General features: G+C 45.2%; 23 protein-coding genes. 20 read left to right on the forward strand and 3 right to left on the reverse strand.

Going from position 1 to position 23910, the window contains the following annotated elements; all coding sequences use genetic code 11:
• Positions 1-44 precede the first annotated feature (44 nt).
• The 8 genes from MHB84_RS25325 to MHB84_RS25360 are packed head-to-tail and all read left to right on the forward strand — an operon-like array spanning position 45 to position 7695.
• The gene (locus MHB84_RS25325; RefSeq protein ID WP_064637210.1) at positions 45-320 is read left to right on the forward strand and encodes an acyl carrier protein; all 276 of its coding nucleotides are present in this window, start codon (positions 45-47) and stop codon (positions 318-320) included.
• On the forward strand, positions 307-1698 hold the full coding sequence (locus MHB84_RS25330) for a hypothetical protein (protein WP_076289154.1): 1392 nt from the start codon (positions 307-309) through the stop codon (positions 1696-1698). Before MHB84_RS25325 ends, MHB84_RS25330 begins: the two co-directional genes overlap by 14 nt.
• A gap of 22 nt (positions 1699-1720) precedes the next feature.
• Entirely contained in the window at positions 1721-2827 is a 1107-nt protein-coding gene (locus tag MHB84_RS25335) for a hypothetical protein (protein ID WP_076289155.1), read from the forward strand.
• Positions 2799-3974 (forward strand): radical SAM protein, encoded by a 1176-nt coding sequence (locus MHB84_RS25340; RefSeq protein ID WP_076289156.1) that lies wholly within the window; start codon positions 2799-2801, stop codon positions 3972-3974. The genes MHB84_RS25335 and MHB84_RS25340 overlap by 29 nt, the downstream gene beginning before the upstream one ends.
• 59 nt (positions 3975-4033) lie before the next feature.
• Positions 4034-5017: an ABC transporter ATP-binding protein gene (locus tag MHB84_RS25345; protein WP_076289157.1), complete on the forward strand. Its 984-nt coding sequence runs from the start codon at positions 4034-4036 to the stop codon at positions 5015-5017.
• Entirely contained in the window at positions 5014-5823 is an 810-nt protein-coding gene (locus tag MHB84_RS25350; RefSeq protein WP_076289158.1) for an ABC transporter permease, read from the forward strand. Before MHB84_RS25345 ends, MHB84_RS25350 begins: the two co-directional genes overlap by 4 nt.
• Before the next feature lie 24 nt (positions 5824-5847).
• The gene (locus tag MHB84_RS25355) at positions 5848-6639 is read left to right on the forward strand and encodes an ABC transporter permease (RefSeq protein ID WP_341143073.1); all 792 of its coding nucleotides are present in this window, start codon (positions 5848-5850) and stop codon (positions 6637-6639) included.
• Positions 6640-6651: 12 nt separating this feature from the next.
• Positions 6652-7695, forward strand: a complete 1044-nt coding sequence (locus tag MHB84_RS25360) for a hypothetical protein (protein WP_076289160.1) — start codon at positions 6652-6654, stop codon at positions 7693-7695.
• Between the two features lie 87 nt (positions 7696-7782).
• Here MHB84_RS25360 and nrdF read toward each other — a convergent pair whose 3' ends face one another.
• Genes nrdF through nrdI form a run of 3 tightly spaced genes read right to left on the reverse strand, consistent with a single transcriptional unit; the run spans position 7783 to position 11218 of the window.
• Positions 7783-8745 carry a class 1b ribonucleoside-diphosphate reductase subunit beta gene (nrdF, locus tag MHB84_RS25365; protein WP_076289161.1) on the reverse strand — a complete coding sequence of 321 codons (963 nt, stop codon included), beginning with the start codon at positions 8743-8745 and terminating at the stop codon, positions 7783-7785.
• Positions 8746-8787: 42 nt separating this feature from the next.
• Positions 8788-10872 (reverse strand): class 1b ribonucleoside-diphosphate reductase subunit alpha, encoded by a 2085-nt coding sequence (gene nrdE, locus MHB84_RS25370; RefSeq protein WP_076289162.1) that lies wholly within the window; start codon positions 10870-10872, stop codon positions 8788-8790.
• Entirely contained in the window at positions 10859-11218 is a 360-nt protein-coding gene (gene nrdI, locus MHB84_RS25375; protein WP_076289163.1) for a class Ib ribonucleoside-diphosphate reductase assembly flavoprotein NrdI, read from the reverse strand. Before nrdI ends, nrdE begins: the two co-directional genes overlap by 14 nt.
• A 282-nt stretch (positions 11219-11500) precedes the next feature.
• Between nrdI and MHB84_RS25380 the strand changes: the two genes are divergently transcribed.
• From MHB84_RS25380 to MHB84_RS25435, 12 genes are all read left to right on the forward strand, one after another.
• A complete protein-coding gene (locus tag MHB84_RS25380; protein WP_076289164.1) occupies positions 11501-13111 on the forward strand; it encodes a helix-turn-helix domain-containing protein in 1611 nt (536 codons plus the stop codon).
• Between the two features lie 101 nt (positions 13112-13212).
• Positions 13213-14295, forward strand: coding sequence for an ABC transporter substrate-binding protein (locus MHB84_RS25385; protein WP_083678896.1), 1083 nt, complete (start codon positions 13213-13215; stop codon positions 14293-14295).
• 193 nt (positions 14296-14488) lie between these two features.
• On the forward strand, positions 14489-15217 hold the full coding sequence (locus MHB84_RS25390) for a response regulator transcription factor (protein WP_076289165.1): 729 nt from the start codon (positions 14489-14491) through the stop codon (positions 15215-15217).
• Between the two features lie 28 nt (positions 15218-15245).
• Positions 15246-16091, forward strand: coding sequence for a sensor histidine kinase (locus tag MHB84_RS25395; protein ID WP_076289166.1), 846 nt, complete (start codon positions 15246-15248; stop codon positions 16089-16091).
• Positions 16088-16741 (forward strand): response regulator, encoded by a 654-nt coding sequence (locus MHB84_RS25400; RefSeq protein ID WP_076289167.1) that lies wholly within the window; start codon positions 16088-16090, stop codon positions 16739-16741. The genes MHB84_RS25395 and MHB84_RS25400 overlap by 4 nt, the downstream gene beginning before the upstream one ends.
• A 192-nt stretch (positions 16742-16933) precedes the next feature.
• The gene (locus MHB84_RS25405; RefSeq protein ID WP_256716806.1) at positions 16934-18298 is read left to right on the forward strand and encodes a right-handed parallel beta-helix repeat-containing protein; all 1365 of its coding nucleotides are present in this window, start codon (positions 16934-16936) and stop codon (positions 18296-18298) included.
• A 2-nt stretch (positions 18299-18300) separates the two neighbouring features.
• Positions 18301-18870 (forward strand): nitrous oxide reductase accessory protein NosL, encoded by a 570-nt coding sequence (locus MHB84_RS25410; protein WP_076289355.1) that lies wholly within the window; start codon positions 18301-18303, stop codon positions 18868-18870.
• Between the two features lie 26 nt (positions 18871-18896).
• On the forward strand, positions 18897-19718 hold the full coding sequence (locus MHB84_RS25415; RefSeq protein ID WP_076289169.1) for an ABC transporter permease: 822 nt from the start codon (positions 18897-18899) through the stop codon (positions 19716-19718).
• A complete protein-coding gene (gene ccmA, locus MHB84_RS25420; RefSeq protein ID WP_076289170.1) occupies positions 19711-20424 on the forward strand; it encodes a heme ABC exporter ATP-binding protein CcmA in 714 nt (237 codons plus the stop codon). Before MHB84_RS25415 ends, ccmA begins: the two co-directional genes overlap by 8 nt.
• Positions 20425-20456: 32 nt before the next feature.
• Entirely contained in the window at positions 20457-21002 is a 546-nt protein-coding gene (locus MHB84_RS25425) for a TlpA family protein disulfide reductase (protein WP_076289356.1), read from the forward strand.
• Between the two features lie 516 nt (positions 21003-21518).
• A complete protein-coding gene (locus MHB84_RS25430) occupies positions 21519-22883 on the forward strand; it encodes a cytochrome ubiquinol oxidase subunit I (RefSeq protein ID WP_076289171.1) in 1365 nt (454 codons plus the stop codon).
• Entirely contained in the window at positions 22880-23893 is a 1014-nt protein-coding gene (locus MHB84_RS25435) for a cytochrome d ubiquinol oxidase subunit II (RefSeq protein WP_076289172.1), read from the forward strand. The genes MHB84_RS25430 and MHB84_RS25435 overlap by 4 nt, the downstream gene beginning before the upstream one ends.
• Positions 23894-23910: the final 17 nt, after the last annotated feature.

Here is a 23910-nt window from a genome sequence, read left to right on the forward strand (position 1 = left end):
TTCGGTTGTACCTCACACAATGTTAGCTTTAAAGGAGTGTAGTCATGTACGATAAAATCGTAGATATTTTGTGCGCTATTAAAGAAGACCAACCGGAACTACGCCAATCCTTGTCCCCAGCAACGGAACTGAATAACGATATTGGTCTCGATTCTCTGCAAATGATCCAGTTTATGCTCAAAGTCGAGGATCAGTTAAACGTAATCATTGACTATGACGAATTCGATTATGAACATCTCCAGTCTATCGACACATTTATTACCTTTCTAAAAAGCTGCCAGTCTCAAGAGCAATCATTGTACGAAGATGTCCAGAAGTGAGGCCAGAGTAATTCCAACGATCGTTATGGGGACGTTTGATCCGGAAACGCGATGGAGGGATCCGGACTTAGCCAAGTTACCTGCTATTCCTGATAAGGACAGGGAATCCATTGTCCTATGTATGGACGAGCTGTTATTTCCATTTTGCGGACCTGACGATATCCTCTACACCCGCTGCAAAATCGATCCAAAGCTGTACGAGTATCTGAACGGGTTAGGTTTTTCCTTTCATAGCCATTACAACTTTGATTTGAACGATGAACAGAGTTCCTTACCCGAACCGGACGTTTTCAAGCAGTGCATGTTCAGTCTTGCTTCAGACGATCAACAGCGTGAAGTGATGTTGACCCACAACGAAAAACAGCTCTCTCCTTATGCCATTACGGCTGATATTGAGGAGTACCTACGTGCCGAAGGATCGTTGGGTTCTTTGCCCAACCTTGAGACGGTTAAACGTGTAAATTCCAAATTCTACTCCAACCGACTGCTGAACAGAATCGGAGAGAAGTGTTATGGCACGGAAGTGAACAGTGTAGTAGAAGTGCAGGCTGTCGGAAATACGCTGCTGAAGCGGGGGGCGTATTTGCTGAAAGATCCATTCGGTGTTTCCGGCAAGGGCAACATGCTCATTGAAAATGAATCCATGCAACGAAGGATAGCTGAACACCTGGACAAGCAGGAGAGAAGAGGATTGCGCTCGCAATTCCTGCTGGAACCACTGCTGAGAAAAGCGATCGATTTCAGCTCACATTGGTTCATTCATAAGAGCGGTGAGAGAGATTTCCTTTCGGTTCAGTGTATGCTGAATCAGCAGCAGAATTACGGCGGGTCTATTAGAGCAGATGAGGCTTTGCTCCTTCTGCTGGAGAACGCGGGTTATTTTGATACGATGGAAAAGGCACTTCGGATATTATTCGAGGATGGATACCATGGCTTCGTGTGCATCGACTCCATGATTCTGGAGGACGGCGATATTGTACCCATTGTTGAGATTAACGCCCGTAAGTCCATGGGCCTTATTAATACTTATCTCGATAAAGGCTGGAAAACGTACGGCCATAGCGGCCTGCTTACCTTCCTTTCTCTCGGTCTACCTGAAGGCTTCACGTTCGGAAAGTTGCTCGACGATTTGCGTGTATCCGGTCTTCTATTCAAAGGGCAAGATGAGTATGGAATTATGCCTATTTCATCTAACACCGTGATAGTGAATGAAATTCTGACCTCTCGACGTATTTCCGAGGGAATCCAGAGTCATCGGGGTATGCCGAAGGGACGATTGTATATCTCGGTGGTGGGCCGTGATGACGAACATCGCAGTGAACTGATCGTGAGTCTGAGGCAGGTACTCGCTGACTTGTCCATTAAGGTGTACAACTAATTCTGGAATGCGGAGGCTGCGCATGAATTCATCTTCGGTTACCCTGCTTGCGTCAGGCAATTCGCTTGGTGCATACATTCCGGCTATGCATCTGAACACGTACCTACAAGATAGAGGTGTTAGGACAGACGTTCACGTTCTGGAGAACCTGTATCATGAAGAAATCAGGTGCAAGATTAATTCCACTAAAAAAGCATTTCATGCCGATTTCTCTGTTGCCCTTATGGGGCATAAACTGGCTAAGCCTGTAGACTCTTCCCTGGATGAAGAGGAAGTCCAGTTCCTGTTGGACTCCTGGATACGTAATGAGGTATCTCATTTTGCTGTGTTTACCGGTTTTTGGCTCCCAATCCTGGAGAGGTACAAAGCCATTGCGCACATACCTCTGGATATTCAACTGATCCGCTTGGATGTATGTGATACGCCATCGTTTAAAGTACACAAGTCCTTGTATCCGGACTACAAAAACGTTTGGCTTTACGAGCCATCAAGGTTGTCTCCAGATAGCTATATTGCCTCAGATGAAACGGAACTCCTGCCTTATGCACTGCGTGATGGGCGCATTCTGATTCATGGCGGCGGTTGGGGGATAGGAACATACGCGTCAACGATTGCAGAGCTTCGTCAATGTGGTTACTTGTTGGATGTGATCGTCTATGATCCTTCCGAGGTCGAGGAAGACGATGGGAGCACACGTTACTTCGGAACAGAGGTTTCATGGAACCCGTGGAGTCGGGATGCCCAAGGGCGGCATTCGTTTCCGCCAATGAACCGATATGTGCGTGAAGAAGGCATTCTTCGGGTCATTCCTCTCAATAATTACTCTGATTACACGGAATTGATGCGCAATTGCGCTGCCATTATCAGCAAGCCCGGAGGAGCGACACTGAACGATTCATTGTCCTACGGAATACCTTTTGTCATGTTAGAGCCGTTCGGCGACCATGAGCTTCAGAATTCAAACTATTGGGAATCCTGTGGTTTCGGTATCGGATTTGCGGAATGGAAAGCCCTAGATTACTCGGAACAACTTCTCGAAGAAATGTACAGACGTTTGCTGGAGCAGCGATCAAAAATCAATCATTTGGGGAGGAAAACGCATGCAGCCGAAAACAGCAGTTACGTTTGATAAGCTGACATTCCAAAATATGAAAAGAACCCTCGTTCCGCTCGCAGAAACGGGAAGGAAACGCCGGGAGGACCCGACCTATGCGGCACCCGTGCCTTATGAGATCGGAATCAAGCTTAATAACGGCTGTAATCTTCGCTGCAAGCATTGCTTTGAATGGAATCCAGATGGCTTCCATCACGGCTTTGCCAGTGAAGTGAAAAGAGACGAAATCGAGATTCCCGTCGTGGAGAAACTGCTCGCCGAAACGAGAGAACGCAAATCACGTGTGTTCCTATGGGGGGGAGAACCGCTATTTTACTCCAAGTTCGATGAACTGGCAGAACTGCTGGCTAAGGAAGACCGGCATACGACCATTTGTACAAACGCGATTCTCATTGAACAAAAGCTGGACTCCATTTTGAAAATGTCTAAAAATTTAGTCATGCTGGTCAGCCTGGAAGGATTCGAGAAGGAGAATGACGCGATTCGGGGCAAAGGCACATTCAAAAAAGTGATTCACGCCATACAGCTGCTGTTGGATCTGCAAAAGCAGGGCTTGTATAAAGGTAAAGTGTCCGTAGCTCTGACCGTAAATGACCAAATGGTTGATCAGCTGTATAGCTTGATGGAATTTTTTGAAGAGCTTGGCGTTGATTCCGTGTACTTCTGCTTCCCATGGTACATCCCTTCCGATACGGCGGGAAAAATGGACACCTACTTTGATGCGCACTTTCCGCACCTTGCCTCTCGTTTTGCGAGCGACCACAAGAATAGCTGGCACTCTTTCACGTTTCACATCTCACCGGATCGTTACGACACATTAATTGAGGAATTTAAACGGGTCAATTCACGAGTGTGGAATGTACGCATCCGTTATCAGCCTGCGTTGGAGCCCGAAGAAGTAGAAGGTTTTATTCGAGGTAGCGAAAAGCCTGCCATGAATCGGACCAAATGTTTCTCGATCTCGAATCGGATGGACGTGATGCCAGACGGTAAAGTCAATCCATGCAAATTTTTTCCGGAATTCAGTGTCGGTAATTTATACGAAGAAAGTGTGGCTGATATTTTCCACGGAGAGGATCTGCGAAAACAACGCGAGATTCTGGCCTGCGGTCTGACACCGATTTGCTCCAAATGCGTGCTTCTGTATAACAACGGAGTTTAATCGCTTTAACTTTAAGCCGCTAATAAAGGAAAACATGCAATCATTCAGGAGGAGCGGGGATGGACTTTATCCGTGTACGGGGACTGCACAAATCGTTCGTATATTACCGGAAAGAAGCAGGACTCAAACATTCACTGAAAAACTTGTTTGCTCGCAAATCACTTGTGAAGGAAGCGGTTAAATCCGTTTCCTTCGATATCGGCCCGGGGGAGTGCGTTGGATTTCTGGGTCCGAACGGAGCAGGTAAAACCACAACGCTCAAAATGTTGTCGGGCATTCTGTATCCCACAAGCGGAGAAGCCGACGTACTTGGCTATGTGCCTTGGGAGCGAAAGAACGAATTCAAACGGCTGTTCTCCATTGTCATGGGTCAGAAAAATCAACTTTGGTGGGACCTTCCCGCGAGCGATTCGATTTATTTGAACAAATGTATATATGACGTCGAGGATGATGTCTATCGTCGAAGTCTTGCCGAACTGTCGGAAATGCTTGATGTGCAAGACCTGCTGGATGTACAGGTTCGCAGGCTGTCCTTGGGTGAACGTATGAAAATGGAACTAATCGCCGCTCTGATCCACCGACCAAAGCTGCTTTATCTTGACGAGCCAACGATCGGCCTGGATTTCCCTTCTCAGAAGAGGGTGCGGGAATTTCTGAAATACTATAATGAGCAGTTTGGTGCCACGATTCTGCTGACGAGCCACTACATGAAGGACGTGGAGGATTTGTGCAAGCGGACAATCATTATTAACGAAGGAAGTCTTCTGTATGACGGAGATCTTCATAAGATTAACGATCTGTTTGGTGAGCACAAAATTGTAAAGTTGCAGTTCTCGGAACCGGTTGCCGAGCAGCGGCTGGCCAAATTCGGGAAAATGATCAGTGCAGACGACTACAGCGTTGTTCTGGAGCTGCCCAAACACCGTCTAAAAGAAGTGTCGCGCGCTATGCTCGATTCGTTTCCAATCGTTGACTGGACCATTGAGGACGTGCCGATCGAGGAGAGTATATCGATGCTCTACCAAAAGGAATCCGTCGGATGACTGGACGAAAATTGTATACGGCTGTTTTTTCGATGGGTGTGCAGCAATCAATGGAATACCGATTTCACTTCTTTCTCGGTCTTCTCGGCGCCGCGTTTCCGATCCTTGTTCAGTATTTTATATGGACAGCGGTGTACCAGCATTCCGGCGAATCGGCGCTATTCTCGTATTCATATCATCAAATTATTTTGTATACGATCTTGGCGGGCTTGGTATCCAAACTAATCGCTACCCAGTTCGAGCACCAGATTGTTGACGATATCAAGAACGGCGGCCTCAACAAGTATTTGATCAAACCGGTTAGTTACTTCGGATATCGGCTTGTATCTTTTTTCGGACAGAAGGCGATCTATTACGGCGTTACAGCTGTGCTGCTTGTCGGGATTATCTGGATATCATCTGTCGGTGGTGTGCTTGAGTTCCAGGTCATACGGCTGATCTTGTTCGTCGTTACGTTGTCGGGGGCGCTATTGCTCAATTTCTTGATCTCATACTGCATCTGTGCAAGTGCTTTTTATCTAAATGAAATCTCTTATTTTTTCGTTATTACGAGTCTGCTTGTGAATATTCTGAGCGGAGGTATGTTCCCATTGGAGATTTTCGGGGATTCGATCGTGGAGGCACTTCAGTACACGCCGTTTCCGTATACCATTTATTTTCCGGTCAATGTGCTCAGCGGCAAAACGGAAGTGGCGGTGATGTATCAAGGATTGCTTATCCAGTGCGGGTGGATACTTCTGTTTTTATGGTTATCTCGTCTCACGTGGCGCATATCCATGAAGAAATATTCAGCGGTTGGGGGGTAGCGGAGATCCCATATGTTTAGAGCCATGAGAAAATACGCACATTTGTACGGTATGTTCATCAAAAATTGTCTCATTGCCCAGATGGAGTTTCGGGGTAATTTTATGATGAGCCTGCTCGTGGAATCCGTCTACCTGCTTGCCAAACTGTTATATGTGCTCGTTGTGTTCCGCACCGATCTTCACGTCGACGGCATACCGCCCGAAGGGTTGCTTCTATTTATAGGCATGCACACCGTGGTGACAGGAATGTACGTTGGGCTGTTTTTCACCAATTTCACGAAAATTCCGGAATATATTAAGGACGGCTCACTTGATCTAATGCTAACGAAGCCTGTTTCTCTTCAATTTATGGCTTCTTTGCGTTATGTCGATCTGGCGCTTCCAATCCCCGATATTTTAGTTGGTTTCGTCATGATTGGTATTGGCTGGCATGCCATGGACATTCCCCTGACGTTTCTCCAGCTAGCCGGGTTTATGTTGTTATTATTAGTCTCCGTTATCATCACATATTGTCTAATGATTATCCCTGCATTGCTGTCATTTCGGTTCGTTCAGACGGGCTCTGCATCGGAGATCGCTCATTCCGCTTGGGACGCCAACAATTTTCCAATGGCAATATACCCAACTTGGGTCCGGCGGATCGGTACCTTTGTCATTCCGCTGTTCCTGATTACCAATTTCGGACCAATGTTTCTGCTAGGACAGCTCAGCTGGCTCTATACAGGACTGGCGCTGGTCGCTTCAATTATACTCTTCACAGTTATACGATTGCTCTGGAAACAGGCTGTGAAGGGATATAGTAGTGCAAGTAGTTAAGGGGGAGAAAGAATGAATGCTGTTCAGCTGCCCGTGTTAAATCCGCCGCTTAAAGGATTTCTGCGGTGGGCTTACACGCTTTCGATTACCAGTGCACATGAGGAAACGATTCCTTGGTATTACAGCAATTTCATTCAGTTGTCCTGCAAGAAAACCTTTCTGGAGGATGGCAGACAGTTTTATATCGATTTTTTTCGGGGCAAACCCAACGAACTGAATTTTAATAATCCATTTCTACTCACTTGCTCTGTGAATTATACGATTCTGGAGCATTTGGCACTGGACGCCTGGCCCCATTTTTTCTCAGATCAGATACGAAGCGGCTATTATTGCGTCGTGTTTTTGGACGAAGCCAAGCTACCACCAGCAGCGGCCTATCAGCAGGAACCGTTTCCTCATCATCTTTTTCTGTACGGTTTCGATTGGGACAAACGTTTTTTTGATGCTTCCATGTTCGACCATACGGGAGTTTACCGCAATGTACAGATTCCGTTCGCGGAGTTCCTGGATGCTGTCCATTCCATGAGACATCTGCTCAGAGAGGGACTCACGGCGGATCATCACACTTATTTTTACAAATACGAGCCGCATTCTCCTTATCCTTTCGATAGAATCGTAGCACTCGACCAACTGCATGATTACCTGAACGGAGAGACTCATCTGAATCGCATTAATTACATTCCTGATGACGAACAGGCTTTCGGAATTGACGTCTACGACTATTTGCAAATGTACTATGATGCAGTAGAGAGCAACGATCCTCGTCTCGGTGACCGTAACGATGTGAGGCATCTTCATGTGCTCTGGGAGCACAAAAAAATGATGAGTGAACGGATTACCTACTTGATAGATGAGGGTATAATCCCTTACGACGAAGAACTTGTGAATGGTTATCAGGATATAACTACCCGGGCAATGAAGCTAAGGGATCAATACATCCGTCATGAAATTCGTGAAGACAAGGCCGTGTATGCGAAGGTAAGACTTCGGCTGGAGCAATTTCGCAAGGAAGAGCCTGTTCTACTGCAAAGATTGATTTCATTGCTCGAAAAGTAAATCAAGAAGGCTATTCCTCTGGGAGGAACAGCCTTCTTGATTTATATTCATAGGCTAGACGTTAGCCTTATTAAGATTTTTTATGACTTATTCAAACTTGAAATCATCATCCGTCAGAGGTTCTACATTCAGAGTACGAATATACCCATTGCCTTTTTTAGAGAAAAAGTCATGCTGTTTGGTATGTGTACTGATTCCATTTAACACAATTGGGTTGACTTCCTCGTCATCAAATAATGGCTCAAACCCGAGGTTCATCATAGCTTTATTAGCGTTATAACGAAGGAAGGTTTCCACTTCTTCGGTTAAATGAATGGGCGTATATAATTCTTCCGTATACTTCAGCTCATTTTGATGAAGAAGCTGTACAAGATCAACCAAACCTTGATACACATCGTTCCGCTGCGTTTCATCAAAGCTTGCATATATTTCCTGGGCCAACACCCCCACATATACTCCGTGAATACTTTCATCCCGCAGAATCAGATCAATGATCTCACCACTGCATGTAAGTTTGCCTTGTCCGGCTAAATAGAGTGGATAGAAAAATCCACTGTAAAACAAATAACTTTCCAAAAGAACGGAGGCAGCCATTGCCATATACAGATCTTTTGATGTTTCAATATTCATGTAATACTGACGTATAATCGTCGCTTTGGTTTGCAGATATGGATTTTCTTCCACCCATTTAAATACACTGTCAATTTCTTCGGTTGATGCCAATGTGGTGAAAATACTACTGTATGATTTCGCATGAATTTGTTCCATCATCGCCATAAAACTAAGTACGGCCTTGCGTTGCAGTCCATCGACATGCTCCATAATTTGCGGCATACCTACACCACCCTGGATCGTATCCAGAAGGGTTAAGCCTCCCAAAACTTTCATATAAGCGTCTTTTTCTATATCACTGAGCGTGCCCCAGGTCATTTTATCATCGGATAAAGGAATCTCGTCATCGGTCCAAAATTGCATAATATTCTGATTCCAGAACATCAGAGTGAAATCATCATCCGCCCGATTCCAGTTCACAGCTTGAATTGCCGGCATGGTATATCAAACTCCAATCGTAATACCCTAAAGGGAAATTATTTATATTGAACAAGCAATGCATTCTTCCATCGTCAGCTTGTTGGTTCTTGTGTAATACAGAGATTTCAACCCTTTATGAGCAGCATACAGATAGCAGCGAGCCAACTCTCGCGTGGATACATCACTGTTTACATGCAGAATGGTTGAGATGCCTTGGTCCACATGTGGCTGAATCTCCGCAATCAAATCAATCACCTTGAATTGATCCATTTGATACGCTGATTTGTAATAGAAGACATTATCTTTTTGCAAATAGGGCATTGGATAATATGTCGTTGAATTGGCATAGGTCCGTGTCTCAATCTGTTCTACGATGGGCATTACACTAGATGTTGCGTTTTGGATATAAGAGATGCTGGCTGTTGGAGCAATAGCCATGCGATAGGCATGATAGAGGCCATTTTTCATCACTTTAGACTTAAGCTGGTTCCAATCCTCGGGAGACGGAACAGCAATGCCGTTAAACAATTCTTGTACTTTTGATGTGGTGGGACGGTAATCCATAGTCACATAACGATCAAAATATACGCCAGTCGCATAATCCGATTGCTCAAATCCATAGAACCGTTGACCCGTTTGCTCTGCAAACTCCATACTTTTCTCCAGAGAATGATAATTCATGGTCATAAAGAAGGTACGTACAAAATCCTTGGCCTCTGAGCTTTCATAAGCAATCCTGTTTTTGGCTAAGTAACCGTGCAGGTTCATGGCACCCAAGCCAACGGAATGCATTTCGGAATTGGCTTTTGCCACACCGGGAGCATTAGCAACATGCGTCATGTCGCTGACGGAGGTCAGTGCGATCATGCCCTCATGAACGGATTCCTTGATCTTGCCACTCTCCATAACATTAACAATATTGAGGGAGGCCAGGTTGCAGCTGATATCTTTGCGGATAATATCCGGTTGACCATAGTCTGTAATTTCAGAAGTTTCCTGGAGTTGGAAAATCTCTGTGCAGAGGTTGGACATTTTGACTTGTCCTACGTTTTTCAAGGCATGCGCTTGATTGGCATTGGTTTTATTAATGATGTAGGGATAGCCGGATTCAAGTTGAGTCATCGCTATTTTAGTTAGCATATCCCGTGCGCTCATCGATTTTTTCTTCTTCACCCGGTCGTCAGCCAGCAAAGTATCATACATTACGTCCAGATCCATATCATCCAAATGTGTTCCATACGCCTTATAGACACTATAAGGTGCAAAGAGGTACAGGGGCTCATTATCTTGAGCCAGCTTATAGAAACGATTAGGAACAATAAGTCCGATAGAGAGAGTTTTCAGCCGAATTTTCTCATCCGCATTAATCTTTTTGCTATCCAGCAGTTCCATAACGTCCCAACCAAAAATATTATAGTATGCTGCACCAGAACCTTTACGTTGCCCCATCTGATCGGCGTAGGAGAAGCCGTCTTCCATCAGCTTGAGAACAGGCGTGATGCCTTTAGCAGCACCTTCAACCCCTTTAATGACTTCACCACGAGCACGCAACTTCGACAGATTGACAGCAACGCCACCACCGATTTTGGATAACTGCATACAAGTGTTCAGTACATAGTTTATGGAGTTCAGTGAATCATCCATTTCAAGCAGGAAGCAAGAAACGAGTTCTCCGCGCCGACTTTTTCCTGCATTTAGAAAAGTAGGGGTTGCGGGTTGAAGGCGCTGCTCCATCATAGAACGAGACAGCAAACAAGCCGTATCAAAGTGTCCTCGACCCAGATGAAGAGCTACAGCTGCTACCCGATCCGAATATTGCTCCAGGTATGTTTTGCGGTCAAATGTTCTCAATGCATAATCAGTATAGAATTTAGACGCTGCCATATAGGAAGGAAAGGTATACTGATAGCCACGCGTAATTTCAAATACGTTTCTAACTTGGTCAGCTGTATAGGAAGCATAGAAATCTTCGTAATAATCATGATCAATCATGAATTTGACTTGATCATTAATGTTGGCGAACGCCATACTTTTATTTTTGATTTCTTTCATAAATTCCTCTACAGCCTCTTTATCCTTATGTAACTGGAAGAAGCCATCAGAGTCACGCTTTAGCAGCATGTTATTCAATTCAATATGTCGCAATGCGGCTCACCTCCTGTTCAAAATACTCCACGTCTTTCTTAGAACCCGATAATTCAAATTTACTGATAACCGGGACGTTATAAGATGCAGAGATCAAATCTGCACTTTTGGCAAAACGCTCACCCCAGTTACGGTTACCGCTGGCAGCCACGCCAATCAGGTATTTAGAGTTTTTTTGCAAAAAAGAAGACACCTTATCAGGTATCTGTCCAAAACCTGTTGTATATGTCACAAGTACGTACGGTTCATCAATCGTCATTTGATTCTGAATCTGAACAGCCGGCAGTTGAAGCTTGGAAATAAACCTCTTAACATTCCCGGTTATTGAATCATACACAATTAGCACTATCATATCCTCCTTGACAAATGAAAGGTGATCAAAAAAACACTATATATAGATCTATTTCTTAATTTTATATCAATATATAGCTTTGTCAAATGCTTATCGGTATCCATTTTGTGAAAAACCTGATGAATGGGCTCTATTACTAGGTTTAAAAAATTTGTGGCTTAGTAGATATCCATATTCGAATACACGATATTTGGTGCATGAGAGAATTATGATTGACATTGAGAATTGTTATCATTTAGAATTTTGAAGAAGATTCGAAAAGAGGGATGCGCTACGATGACACAATTACAACAAAAACACCCGCAGGGTGAAGGACAGACAGCAGCAGATCTCGCATGGTATGGATTAAAGAACGTATTCAAGGATTCGGTCGGCAAGGCCTATCGCTTGGTATACGAAGAAACACCAGATCATGTCATTCTTGTTGCTGCAAATCGTCACGGCAAAATCGTCATTGATGGCATACCGCATCCTTTCGTACCTAATAGTGCCCATTTTGTATTACCAGGCCAACGGGTCGAGACCGTTTACTTAACGGATGGAGTGCAGATCGTGTACCGGATTCATATCGGCATCATTCCATATGGTGGACAGAAGGTGTCCTCTGAGTGTTTGTTAACGGAGCTTGGTGGGCCAATCACGGTTCCAGATGCACAGGTGCAGCAACTTTGCGAAAAAATCGTCAATTACTGGCATACGGGTGATTCAACAGATCGTTTCGCAAGCCAAGCGGGTCTCCAGGACCTGCTGCATCTGCTGTTCAAGAAGCAGAACCAACACGAGAACGCACTCGAGAGAGCACGGGAATACATGCTGCATCACTATCAGGATACAATCACAGTCGAGAACCTGGCCGATGAAGCGGGCATGAGCCGCTATTATTTCATGAGATCATTCAAAGAAAAGTTCGGTCAGAGTTCGATGGACTATCTGGCAGAAATTCGCACCAACGAGGCCAAACGTCTGATGGAAGCAGGACAACCACTGAAGGACATTGCACTATTGGCGGGTTTCAAGGACCAACACTATTTCAGCAGCCAGTTTAAGAAGCAGGTCGGATTGCCTCCTCGTACATATATGGCAAACAGGAAATGCAAAACAGCCGCGTACAGCTGGCCCAATATCGGACATTTGCTGACCCTGCAAATCATCCCCTTCGCAGCACCCATTGATCAGTTTTGGACAGATGATTACCGCCGGAAATATCGTTATGATGTCAAGGTAGCACTCAGCCATGACTATGATTTCAACCTCAAAGCATTGATGCGGGCCAGGCCAGACCGGATTGTTGCCTTGGACGAAATGATCCCCGAAGAGGAGAAGGAGAAGCTGCGGCATATCGCACCAGTGCTGTTTCTAAGTTGGCACGGTGAGGATTGGCGGCAACATCTGCGGCGAACAGCCCGTTTTTTGGATCGGGAGAATGAAAGTGAAAGATGGCTTCTTCGATATGAGGAAAAGGTGGAAACCGTTCTTCATCATATGCCTGATTCGTTTCAACAAGGTAAGCTAATCGCACTAAGTGTGTCACCCCGGGGCATTCAGATCTGGGGCAGAAGAGCAGGCACCGTATTTTATGACGATTTGAAAATCGCCGCGGCTTCAGGTGTGGATCAGATCGAATTTACCAGATATGTGGAAGCCGAACAGCTTGCCGCATTCGATGCGGACGTCATCATCGTTAGTGTTATGAAGGACCATCATTCCCAGATGGTGTGGGAGAGGCTTCAACATGCGGAAAGCTGGAAGCAGCTGCATGCCGTACGAAACCGGCACGTCTATCTGACACAGGGAGGCCACTGGTTAAGCGAACCGATCCTGGAACATACAGCTAATCGGCATGAACTTCTGCTTCAGGAAGTAAACTTGCTATTTAGTGCCCGGTAATGGGCGAAACTAGACATCTTCTTCTATTTTCTTCGCTGAGGAACATCTGTATAATCATCATGTGATAATCATTCTCAATAAAGAAATGCGGAGGGGAACTCATGTCTCACACAGAAAATAATGATCTCTTTAGACGAGGTCGTTCAAAAAAGGCTACACCTGGAAGGAAACGCGGATTTGCAGGATTAATGCTACTGCTGTTGGTTCTTTCACTTATGGTTGTAGCCTGCGGAAATAAAACAAATACAGCAGGGGAGCAAGCCACAACAGAAACGACCAAGACAAACGCAGGCGCAGCGACGCAAACTGCTGAAGAACCTCAGACTCAGGTCATCGAACATGCGATGGGCAAAACGGAAGTTCCGCTGCATCCAAAACGTGTTGCCGTATTTGGTCTTGAGGATCTTACGTTGTCCCTGGGCGTACCGATGGTCTATGCTTACGACTTTGATGGCTATTACTTGGATGACCAACTCAAAGCATTGAACATCCCGCTCGCTGGAAATGCGGATTTCAATCCGAATCTGGAGGCTATCCTGGCAACCCAGCCCGATCTTATCGTGGTTCAGCGAAACGCCATTGACGAGAAAGCTTATGAGGAACTGAGCAAGATTGCGCCAACCATTGCCTATTCACCGGATGATTGGGAGAAAACCATTGTGGAAATAGGCAAGGCAACGGGTCTGGAAGATAAAGCACAAGAGGTGCTTCAGGCGAACACTGACAAACTGAAACAGGCCAAGGAAGATATCATTTCGGCAGTGGGCCCGGACAAAACAGTTGTCTTCATGCGTCCATCGGACAAGGATCTGCAGGTGTTCTTCCCGAGCTTCGCTCCACTCATTTACACTGAATTGGGATTAAATCCAGATGAAAGCGTTGCAGCATTCCAAAAGGATACTAAGGACGATTGGGGAGTCACGACATCTCTGGAGAAGCTGCCCTCCATTGGAGCTGATTATGTGTTTGCCATCTACGGAGGATCGATTAGCACGGAAGAAGAATTCAATGAGAACAGTGCCGTTGCAACGGAAGTCGAGAAACTTCATGTTTGGAAAACGATGCCTGCTGTGAAGGCTAATCATGTGTTCAAAGTGTCTGCCAGACATTGGATGATGTCCGGCCCAATTGCAGATGGCAAGGTTGCCGACGATGTGGTAGCAGCCGTCACTGGCAAGAAATAAGTCTAAACATAATCGTTCATACATTGTCTACAATTCAGAGATAGATTATTAAAGGCATGGCTCTATGGAGTCATGCCTTTTGAGTACGTTGAAGGTATGCTGATTACATCAAGTTCACTCACTGGCTTGAGGTTTTATAAGAAAGAGAAACTAAGCAATCGACCCGAATATCGCAAAGATTTGGAGGTAAGACATGAGCGGGACCCTGCAGCAAAATAGAATATTGATTGTAGATGATGATAAACGGGTCCGTGGACTTCTTCGAATGTATTTGGAGAAAGAACAATTTATCGTTGAGGAGGCTTCGCTGGGCTGGCAAGCCTTAAGCAAGCTTCATCATGACTCGTATGCCATGATCATTCTGGATTGGATTCTCCCTGATATTAAGGGGATTGAAATATGCCAATATCTACGGACCAACTTAAGCATACCCGTCATGTTTCTGACAGCCAAGTCAGAAGAGGGAAATCGGCTTGAAGCTTTCAAAGCCGGGGCGGATGACTTTGTCATGAAACCGTTCAGTCCGAGGGAAGTTGTGCTGCGCATCAAAACCATGATGGCTCGTTATAACGGATTAATCAAACCTGCGCCTAAGGACCATTCAGCAAGCGAGGTGTTGATCTCCTCTATTTTAATCAATCCTACTTCCCGAAGAGTCACAGTAGAAGACGAGGAGATTCATATGACTCCCAAAGAATTTGATTTGCTATATCATCTGGCGACACACGCGGAAATCGCATTCTCCAGGCAGGATTTGCTGAGAATTGTTTGGAAAGTGGAGCATGAGGAAGATCTGGATTATCGAACCGTAGATACCCATGTGAAACGGTTGCGTGACAAACTATCCGAGCATGTGCCGAATCGGGAAGATCTGATTCACACCCTGTGGGGGTTCGGTTATATTCTTCGTTTGCCTCACTGATTCTTATCTTGCAGTTCAGGAGGGGAATATGTCTTATAAACAAATCAAGTGGATGATCTTGCTCATTCCCACCTTAACGGTTGGTCTCTGGGAATATGTACGACATCAGTTTCTACTCCCCTATATATCAATGAATTTGGGCAACTGGCTTACGCCTGTCATTGTATATGTTGTGAGTATAACGTTGTTAACTCGGCTGTTTCTTATCCTGGAACGTATTCAAAAAGAACTGGAGCATGAGCGTGCTGCCAAAATTGCGCTTGAATCCCGTGAAAAGCTGGCCAAGGAACTTCATGATGGAATCGCCCAATCTCTTTTCTTGTTATCGGTGAAAGTGGGGCGTTTGGAGGAACAAGCCAAGCAGGATCAACAGCTGGACGATGTGTATTCGATCAAGAAAACGGTCCATGAAGTCAATCGTTATGTGCGTCAGGCCATTGCCGATTTACGTTATGATCCTAACGTTGACAATACCTTCACTATGAACGAATCGGTCACACTACTTGGCCAAATTCGAAGAATTGCCAAAGATGTCCCCGTCCAAATCGAACTGGATTGGAGCATCCCGGATGATGCATTTACTGACAAAGAGAAAGTAGAACTGCTCGCTTGTATTCGGGAAGCTCTCTTTAATATTCAAAAGCATGCATCTGCTTCACAAGGGTGGATTCAGGGGAACGGGCACAAGAAGTGCTGGAATATCACGATTCGAGATAATGGAAAAGGATTTGAGATGAATCCCTTTGAACGAAAGGATCGATATGGACTGAAAATCATGAGAGAGCGGATGAATGAACTGAACTTTAACTTGCAATTCCGAAGGGAGCAGCAGCTTACTGTTGTCGAATTTTCAAAGGATGGTGAGATGTTATGAGCCATACTCGCGTACTTGTGGTAGACGATCACGCTCATGCGAGAGAAGCCATATGTGAAATTTTATCCATGGATCCCGGCTTCGAAGTGATTGGCGTCGTATCGGATGGTCAACAAGCGGTTGATTACACAGAACAGTGGCTGCCCGATCTAATCCTCATGGACATTCAGATGCCGATTATGAACGGTCTTGAAGCAACACAGCGGATCAAATTGGCCTTTCCTTATGTGAAAATTGTCATGATTACCGTCTCGGATGATGTACTCCACCTTCTGGAAGCGTTGAAGCGGGGAGCTCAGGGTTATCTGCTCAAAAATCTGGAACCGTCCATGTGGCTGGAATATCTTCATTCCATTGTTACAGAAGAGGCTCCATTGAGCCGCGAGGTGGCTTACCAAATCCTGAAGGATGTCTCACTCACGGAGAAAAAAGAACCTGATGTTCCGCTAACGACAAGAGAAAAGGATATTCTGTATGGCGTGGCTGCAGGATGGACCAACAAAGAAATCGCTGTGAATTATACAATTTCAGAGTATACGGTCAAGAATCATTTGAAAAACATTTTGCAAAAACTACAGGTTCAAAATCGTGTTCAACTGACACGTTATGCATTGGAGCAAGGGCTTATTACAGACCACAATCGTCTGTAATAAGCTCTTTTTACTATATCGGAGCGTTCTTTCTGTTTTTATGTATAAGTGGATGTCACTTTATTTGCTTTTCACCACAATGAACTCACAATTTGGACACAAAAGGTCCAACTCTATAGCCAGCTTGAGCTATATGGTAAAAATTTGTTTTTATGTACACTATGAGCAGTGTGTTTCATGAAGGAGGTTATGATGTTTCGCGAACGGATTGTCCTGAGCATGTTGCTGTTTATTGGGATACTGTCGATCCCGCTATCTTACCCGTTTGACACTGCAAACGCTGCTCCTGAAACCAAAGATGCTATTCCACTCCAGTCCATCATTGATGGTTCTAGCCCTGGAGAAGTGCTTGTGCTTGAGCCGGGTATTTATTCTGGTCCCGTAAGTATAGACAAGAATATATCTATTCGGGGGGACTCCTCCGTAACGCTATTGAATACGGAAGCTGAATCCACAATCACCATTCGTTCAGATGGAGTGACATTGCAGGGGTTCACGGTTCAACACTTATCAAACGAACCCACTGCAGCGATTCAGGTTGAAGGAGATCGTGTAGAGATCACGGGCCTGGATATTCAGAGTCAAAGTTTTGGAATCGTGCTGCGGGGTTCTGTCGATGGGCTCATACATAGCAATACCATTTCATGGGCTGGTCCGGAGTCTGCTTCCAGTGGTCAAAAGGGGAATGGCATTGATCTCTACAATTCCCATCGTACCCACATCGAAGACAACAAAATTACGGGTATGCGGGATGGTATCTATCTGGAGAACAGTCGGAATCTTATGGTGAAGGCTAACACGCTGTTACATACCAGATATGGAATTCATTGTATGTATATCGATGGCTCCTCTGTTGTGGACAATGTGGGAGAGAACAACAGTACCGGAGCCATGGTCATGGGCGTCAAGAATACGGTTGTATCGGGAAATTCCTTTCGCAAACAGAACGAAAATGTGCATTCACAAGGGATTTTGTTGTATGACGTACAGCAATCCTCGGTTCATAACAATGTCGTGGAAGGTAATCGTGTTGGCATGAACATTGCTGAATCCTCAGGAAATGAAATTCGCGGCAATGTGGTGCTCCGGAATTTCATTGGAATTCAGCTCGTGCTTGCGGAGGATAATCAGTTTACCAGAAACCAATTTGTTTCGAATGTGATCGAAGCTTCAGCGATGGACAGCCGGAACAATGAGATGATGGAAAACTACTGGGATTCCTTTCAAGGTCTTGACCTGAACGAGGATGGAATTAGTGAATTGTCCTATGGGATTAATCCTTTTTATGAGCAAGTGGTCAACCGAAATTCGGCCTATCAGCTTTTCTTTCAATCTCCAGGCATGATCTTTATGAGCAACTTGTTTACGGAAGGTAAGGTAGAGTGGACAAGCGACAGATCGCCATTAATGAGTATGGAAGCGGAATCACAGACGACGAAGTCAGGTACACAAGGTTCACAAGCGATCAAAGAGACAACTGGGGTTTGGATCGTCGGATGCATTCTGCTGGGCATGGCCACTTTTATTATGATCAATATGGGGGTATTACGAAAATGAGAATGAAAACACATTGGAAAACAGTCATGGTACTTCTCTTTGGGATGCTGTTATTAACAGCTTGCGGAAAAAAATACGAGGCATTGCCTATTAATGAAGACGTGGATATCTGTGCCATTTGCAAAATGCAGGTGAAAGATGATGCTTATGCCACGCAGCTTACCACGAAAGACGGTAAAAATTATAAATTTGATGACATTGGTTGTATGCACCAGTGGAAAGAAGAGAACGGAACAGATAACATCGGGATGGATTTCGTTCGTGATTATAATGACAAGGAATGGATTGAGTACAGCAAAGCCACGTATGTATATGACGCTTCACTGCGTACACCGATGGCTTACGGGATCCTCAATTTCAAGGATAAACCATCTGCCGAAGCATTTGTTGCCGAGCAGGGTGTAGGAACGATCATGACCGCTAAAGATCTCGCCTCCCACGACTGGAAACAAAACACAGAGACGATGGATATGATGGGTGAGCATGGGCATTCCGAAGAGGGAATGAGTGAAGGCGTACATGAAGAAACACATGGGGAAAGTGAATCAACGGAAGATTCAGGCCATAAGTAAATGTCCAATGAAGATGGTGATGCATGATGGGAGATATGTTACAAGTCGTTCGACGAGAAATGAAAATGGGATTTCGCAACCCCTGGTCATATTCATTTTTGATTCTTTTCTGCATATTTAGTCTGAGTTTGCTAATCATTAATTCTCAGAATTTTGTAACAGGCTACTCTGGCACGACAGGTTCCATGTTAAATCTTATTCTTTATCTGTTGCCGCTGATGACGCTTTTTCTGGGCTCGTTCTCGTTGACTTCTGAAAAGGAAGAGGGTAGCTGGCAGCTGTTGTCCACATACCCCATCGGTACGATGTCTTTTATTGTTGGGAAATATCTGGGTCTGTCGGTTGTATTAGTGACTATAGTAACATTCGGTTACGGCCTCATGGGACTTCTTAGCGGATGGGTGGGTAGCCCTTTGGATGTTATGACGTACTTATTGTTTCTAGTATTCTCCTGTGGACTGGTGCTGCTATTTCTGACTATTGCACTGTTCATTGGTTCGTTATCCAAAAATCGGTGGCAAGCGTTAACAATATCCGTATCCGTTTGGTTTTTTGCTGTGATCGGATGGCCTACACTTCTAATCTCCGTGCTGGGACTCATGCCTTATCAGTGGGTAAAACCCTTACTCACCGTTCTAACCTTCATCAATCCGGCTGAGCTGGTACGTTTGTTTGTTGTGATCAAACTTGGCGGGGGCTCTATACTGGGACCTGAATATTATCAGTGGGTAGATTGGGTGCAACCATCCAGTGGAAGCTGGATTTTTACAGGGATATGTCTGCTGTGGATTGCATGTTCTATCGTGGTAGTCTACGGGATCTGGGAAAGGGGGCGTTCCCATGGATAACGTGGAAGCAGAGATTATTGGACTGTATAAATCCGTAAAAAAACAACAGATCGTTGAAGATATATCCTTTCGCGTTTCTTCCGGTCATGTGCTTGCCTTATGTGGCGGAAATGGGGCCGGAAAAAGCACTGTTCTGCGTATGCTCGCAGGTATTCTTCAACCTACCTCCGGAGAAATCATTGTAAACAAAATGCGCTGGTCCAAAGAACGAAAGCGATATTCGGAACAGATCGGATATATGCCGGATGATTATCATTTCAACCAGGGTCTGACGGCAGAGGAAGTGCTCCAGTTCTGGGCGGCGCTTAGGAAAGTGTCCAGAGAGAGAGTAGCGGAAGTGCTGACTATGGTAGGCTTGGCCGATCAAAAAAAGAAGCGGGTCACGACCTTTTCCAAAGGAATGCGGCAGCGTGTGTTATTTGCCCAGGCTCTGCTGTCCAAGCCTCCGCTGCTGATCATGGATGAGCCGACGAATGGACTGGACCCCTTCTGGATGCAAGAGTTTACAAATCTGATAAAACAGATCAAGGAGGAGGGACATATGGTCGTGTTCTCCACCCACCAGCTTGAAATCGCAGATGATGTTGCGGATCAGATTGTTTTTATGAACCAAGGACGTAATGTGGGAGATGGCTCTACTGAGGAGTTTCGTCAACAGTTCGGGTCGCTTCATGCTGCATTTCATCATAGTCTTGGCTTAAAATGAAGGTGAATTTATTGGAAATAAAAAGTGAAAAAATGAGTGCGAAAATGAGACGTTTGCTTACTATCCTGATTGGAGTGGCTGCAGTGCTGGTAGCTGTGTGGGCAATTTACCAGGAGACTTCATCATCCGAGCCCAAAAGAACCGGTGCCATTGAAGCCGGTGCAATTGCTCCTGAATTCACTGCGATTAATTCAGCCGGAGAACAGGTGAAGCTCTCCGATTATCGGGGTAAAGTCGTCATGATTAACTTCTGGGCTTCATGGTGTACGCCCTGTGTGAGGGAAATGCCAATGATTAATCAGATCGCTCAGACGTATCAAAACGATGTAGAGACCCTGTTTGTCAACGTGGGGGAAGCGAAGGGCACCATTCGTGAATTTATGGAGAAACAGGAATTCGATTTCCCTGTTATCATTGATGTGACCGGAAAGGTCTCCGGTCTGTATCGTATCACCGGTTTGCCAGCGACTATGATCATAGATCAGGAAGGTATATTCAGTCACATTTTGCTCGGTGAGTTGACTAAGGATATTCCTTTGCAGCAATGGCTAGAGGAGACCGTACAGCAAAAGAATTGAAGCTTCGTTAGACTTATGAACAAAAAAACTAAAGAAGTCGCTCGCTATACGAGCGGCTTCTTTAGTTTTATTTTTCCCGAACATCTTGCACGCATAGTAGAATTGAAAATCGCAATACCACGGTTGTGTCCAAAGAATCAATAGCTCCTTTGGGTATTTTTTACGCTTTTCACCGAGTTGTCAGAAAGAGTTGATCCTTTCTTGAACATTTAGGGACGAAGACGTGTCAGTGATTGAATTGCTAATTCACAAAGATATAATAATTTTAACTATTAGGTCCTGTTAAGTACTTTGGCCCTTCAGTATCAGGTAAAGCTTCCTCGTCTCTTACTTTGTGAAAAAATTCTCTTTGTACATACAATGATGGAGGAACGCTTTATAGACAAACTCTGAACCTATTTCGTGGGACTTCTCTAAACCTGATATTAAACGCAGCCCAAGGGATGACTGACCTAATAATTAAAAGTTTCAAATCAGTACGAAAATCGAACAGAGTTTGAAAGGAGGCAGTAAAGGATGGCAATCGATACGGTGATGTGGAGCAAGCTGGTGACAGGTATGACGCTGGGCTTCCACGCTATTTTTGCGACGCTTGGCGTCGGTATACCTCTAATGATCGCAATTGCAGAGTTCATGGGGATTCGCAAGAAGGACCCCCATTACACACTGATGGCGAAGAGGTGGTCAAGAGGGTTTGTCATTTCTGTGGCGGTTGGTGTGGTGACCGGTACAGCGATTTCACTGCAGCTGGCCCTGGTGTGGCCGAATTTTATGAAACTGGCTGGCAATGTCATAGCACTCCCGCTATTCATGGAAGTGTTTGCGTTCTTTTTTGAAGCCATCTTCTTGGGCATTTATTTGTATACGTGGGATCGATTCAAAAATCCGTACATCCACTGGCTGCTGACGATTCCCATCGTCACCGGTGCAGGCATGTCGGCTGTGTTTATTACGACGGTGAACGGCTTCATGAACCAGCCTGGAGGCTTTGTCATGGAAGCAGGCCAATTCACTGCGGTTAACCCGGTGGAGGCGATGCTGAATACGGCGACATTCTCCAAGGTGTTCCATGTGTTAAGCTCGGCCTATTTGACAGGAGCTGCCCTGTTAGCCGGAATTGCAGCCTTTGCGCTACTGAGAAAAGGGGCATCCGCCTACCACAAAAAAGCCTTGAATCTCATGATGGCGGTGGTTCTGCTGTTCGGCTTACTGAACACATTAGCGGGAGATGTGTCCGCCAAATTTCTGGCCGAGCATCAGCCGGAGAAACTTGCAGCAGCAGAATGGCATTTTGAGACAGAAAGTGGCGCAGATTTGATTTTATTGGGATGGCTGAATGCGGAGCATGAAATTATAGGAGCGCTTCACCTTCCGAAACTGCTTAGCTTCCTGGCCTTTAGTGACTTTAATGCCGAAGTAACCGGACTGGAGGAGTTTCCGGAGGACGAATGGCCGCCGCTGCTCGTTCACTACCTGTTTGATTTAATGGCGGGAATCGGATTTACGCTACTGGCTATCTCGGTTCTGTACTTCCTGTTTGTGTTCTGGAAAAAGCGCAATGAGCTGAACAAGTGGCTGCTTGGGATTATAGCACTAGGCGCACCCATGGCTTTTCTCGGAGTTGAACTGGGCTGGTTCTATGCTGAACTGGGGAGACAGCCGTGGATTATCCGGGGATATATGCGTGTTGAGGAAGCCGCCACTTCATCACCCAACATCAGAATGATCTTTTTCTTCTTCCTGCTTCTCTACATCGTTCTGGGAGTCATGTGTGTTCTCGTACTAAGACGTTTGTTCAACAATAATCCGGCAGAAGTCGAGATGGAGAAATGGATGAAGGAGAAGCGCAATCCGTCTACAGAAAAGGGTGAGCGTACATGAGTTACGAACTGATTGGCATCTCGGTGCTCTGGTTGTTCCTGTATGGCTATTTAATTGTAGCCTCCATTGATTTCGGGGCGGGTTTCTTTGCCTTTTATGCACGCTTGACGAAACAGGATCACCTGATTAATCGTCTGATTTCCCGTTATTTATCACCGGTATGGGAGATTACGAATGTATTTTTTGTCTTTTTCTATATTGGCATCGTTGGATTCTTTCCGGACACGGCTTATTATTACGGATCAGCTCTGCTCGTACCGGGCAGTATTGCGGTCATTTTGCTCGCCATTCGTGGGTCGTTTTATGCCTTTGAGAACTATGGTTCCAAAAATAATATCGTGTATCTGTTTCTATATGGAGCTTCGGGATTGCTTATTCCGGCTTCGCTATCAGTGGCGCTAACGCTGTCTGAAGGTGGTTTTATCGTGAAGCAGGGTTCGACGGTTTCGCTGGATTACTGGACACTGTTTACCAATCCGTTATCATGGAGCATCGTTGGACTCGCGATTGTGTCCGTATTGTTCATTAGCAGCTCATTTCTGACCTTCTATGCGTCGCGGGCAGAGGATCACTCTGCATTGAAGCTGGTGCGTAACTATGCCCTGTTCTGGAGCACACCGACGATTATCATCGCACTGACTGCATTTATTTATTTGGGACAGCACAATGAGCGACATTTTCAAAATATGATGGATTTATGGTGGCTACTTGCGCTTTCCGTTGCCTTCTTCATGATTGCGATGTGGCTGATCTATAACGGACGCCGCTACGGATTAGCGTTTATATGTATCATGCTGCAATTTTTCTGTGCCTTTTTCGCTTACGGAATTGGTCAATATCCTTATATCCTTGATCCGTTTATTACAATTCAAAACAGTGTAACCTCACCAGCGATGGGCTTCGCACTGGTTGTTGTGTTTATCGGTGGCATGTGCATGTTGATTCCTTCCTTAATTCTGGTTTTCAAACTGTTTCTGTTTGATGCGGATTATGTTAAGGGAAAAAAATAAATTGAATTTAATATGTG

Origin of the sequence: Paenibacillus sp. FSL F4-0087 (genome assembly GCF_038020215.1) — a bacterium.
GTDB lineage: Bacteria > Bacillota > Bacilli > Paenibacillales > Paenibacillaceae > Paenibacillus > Paenibacillus taichungensis.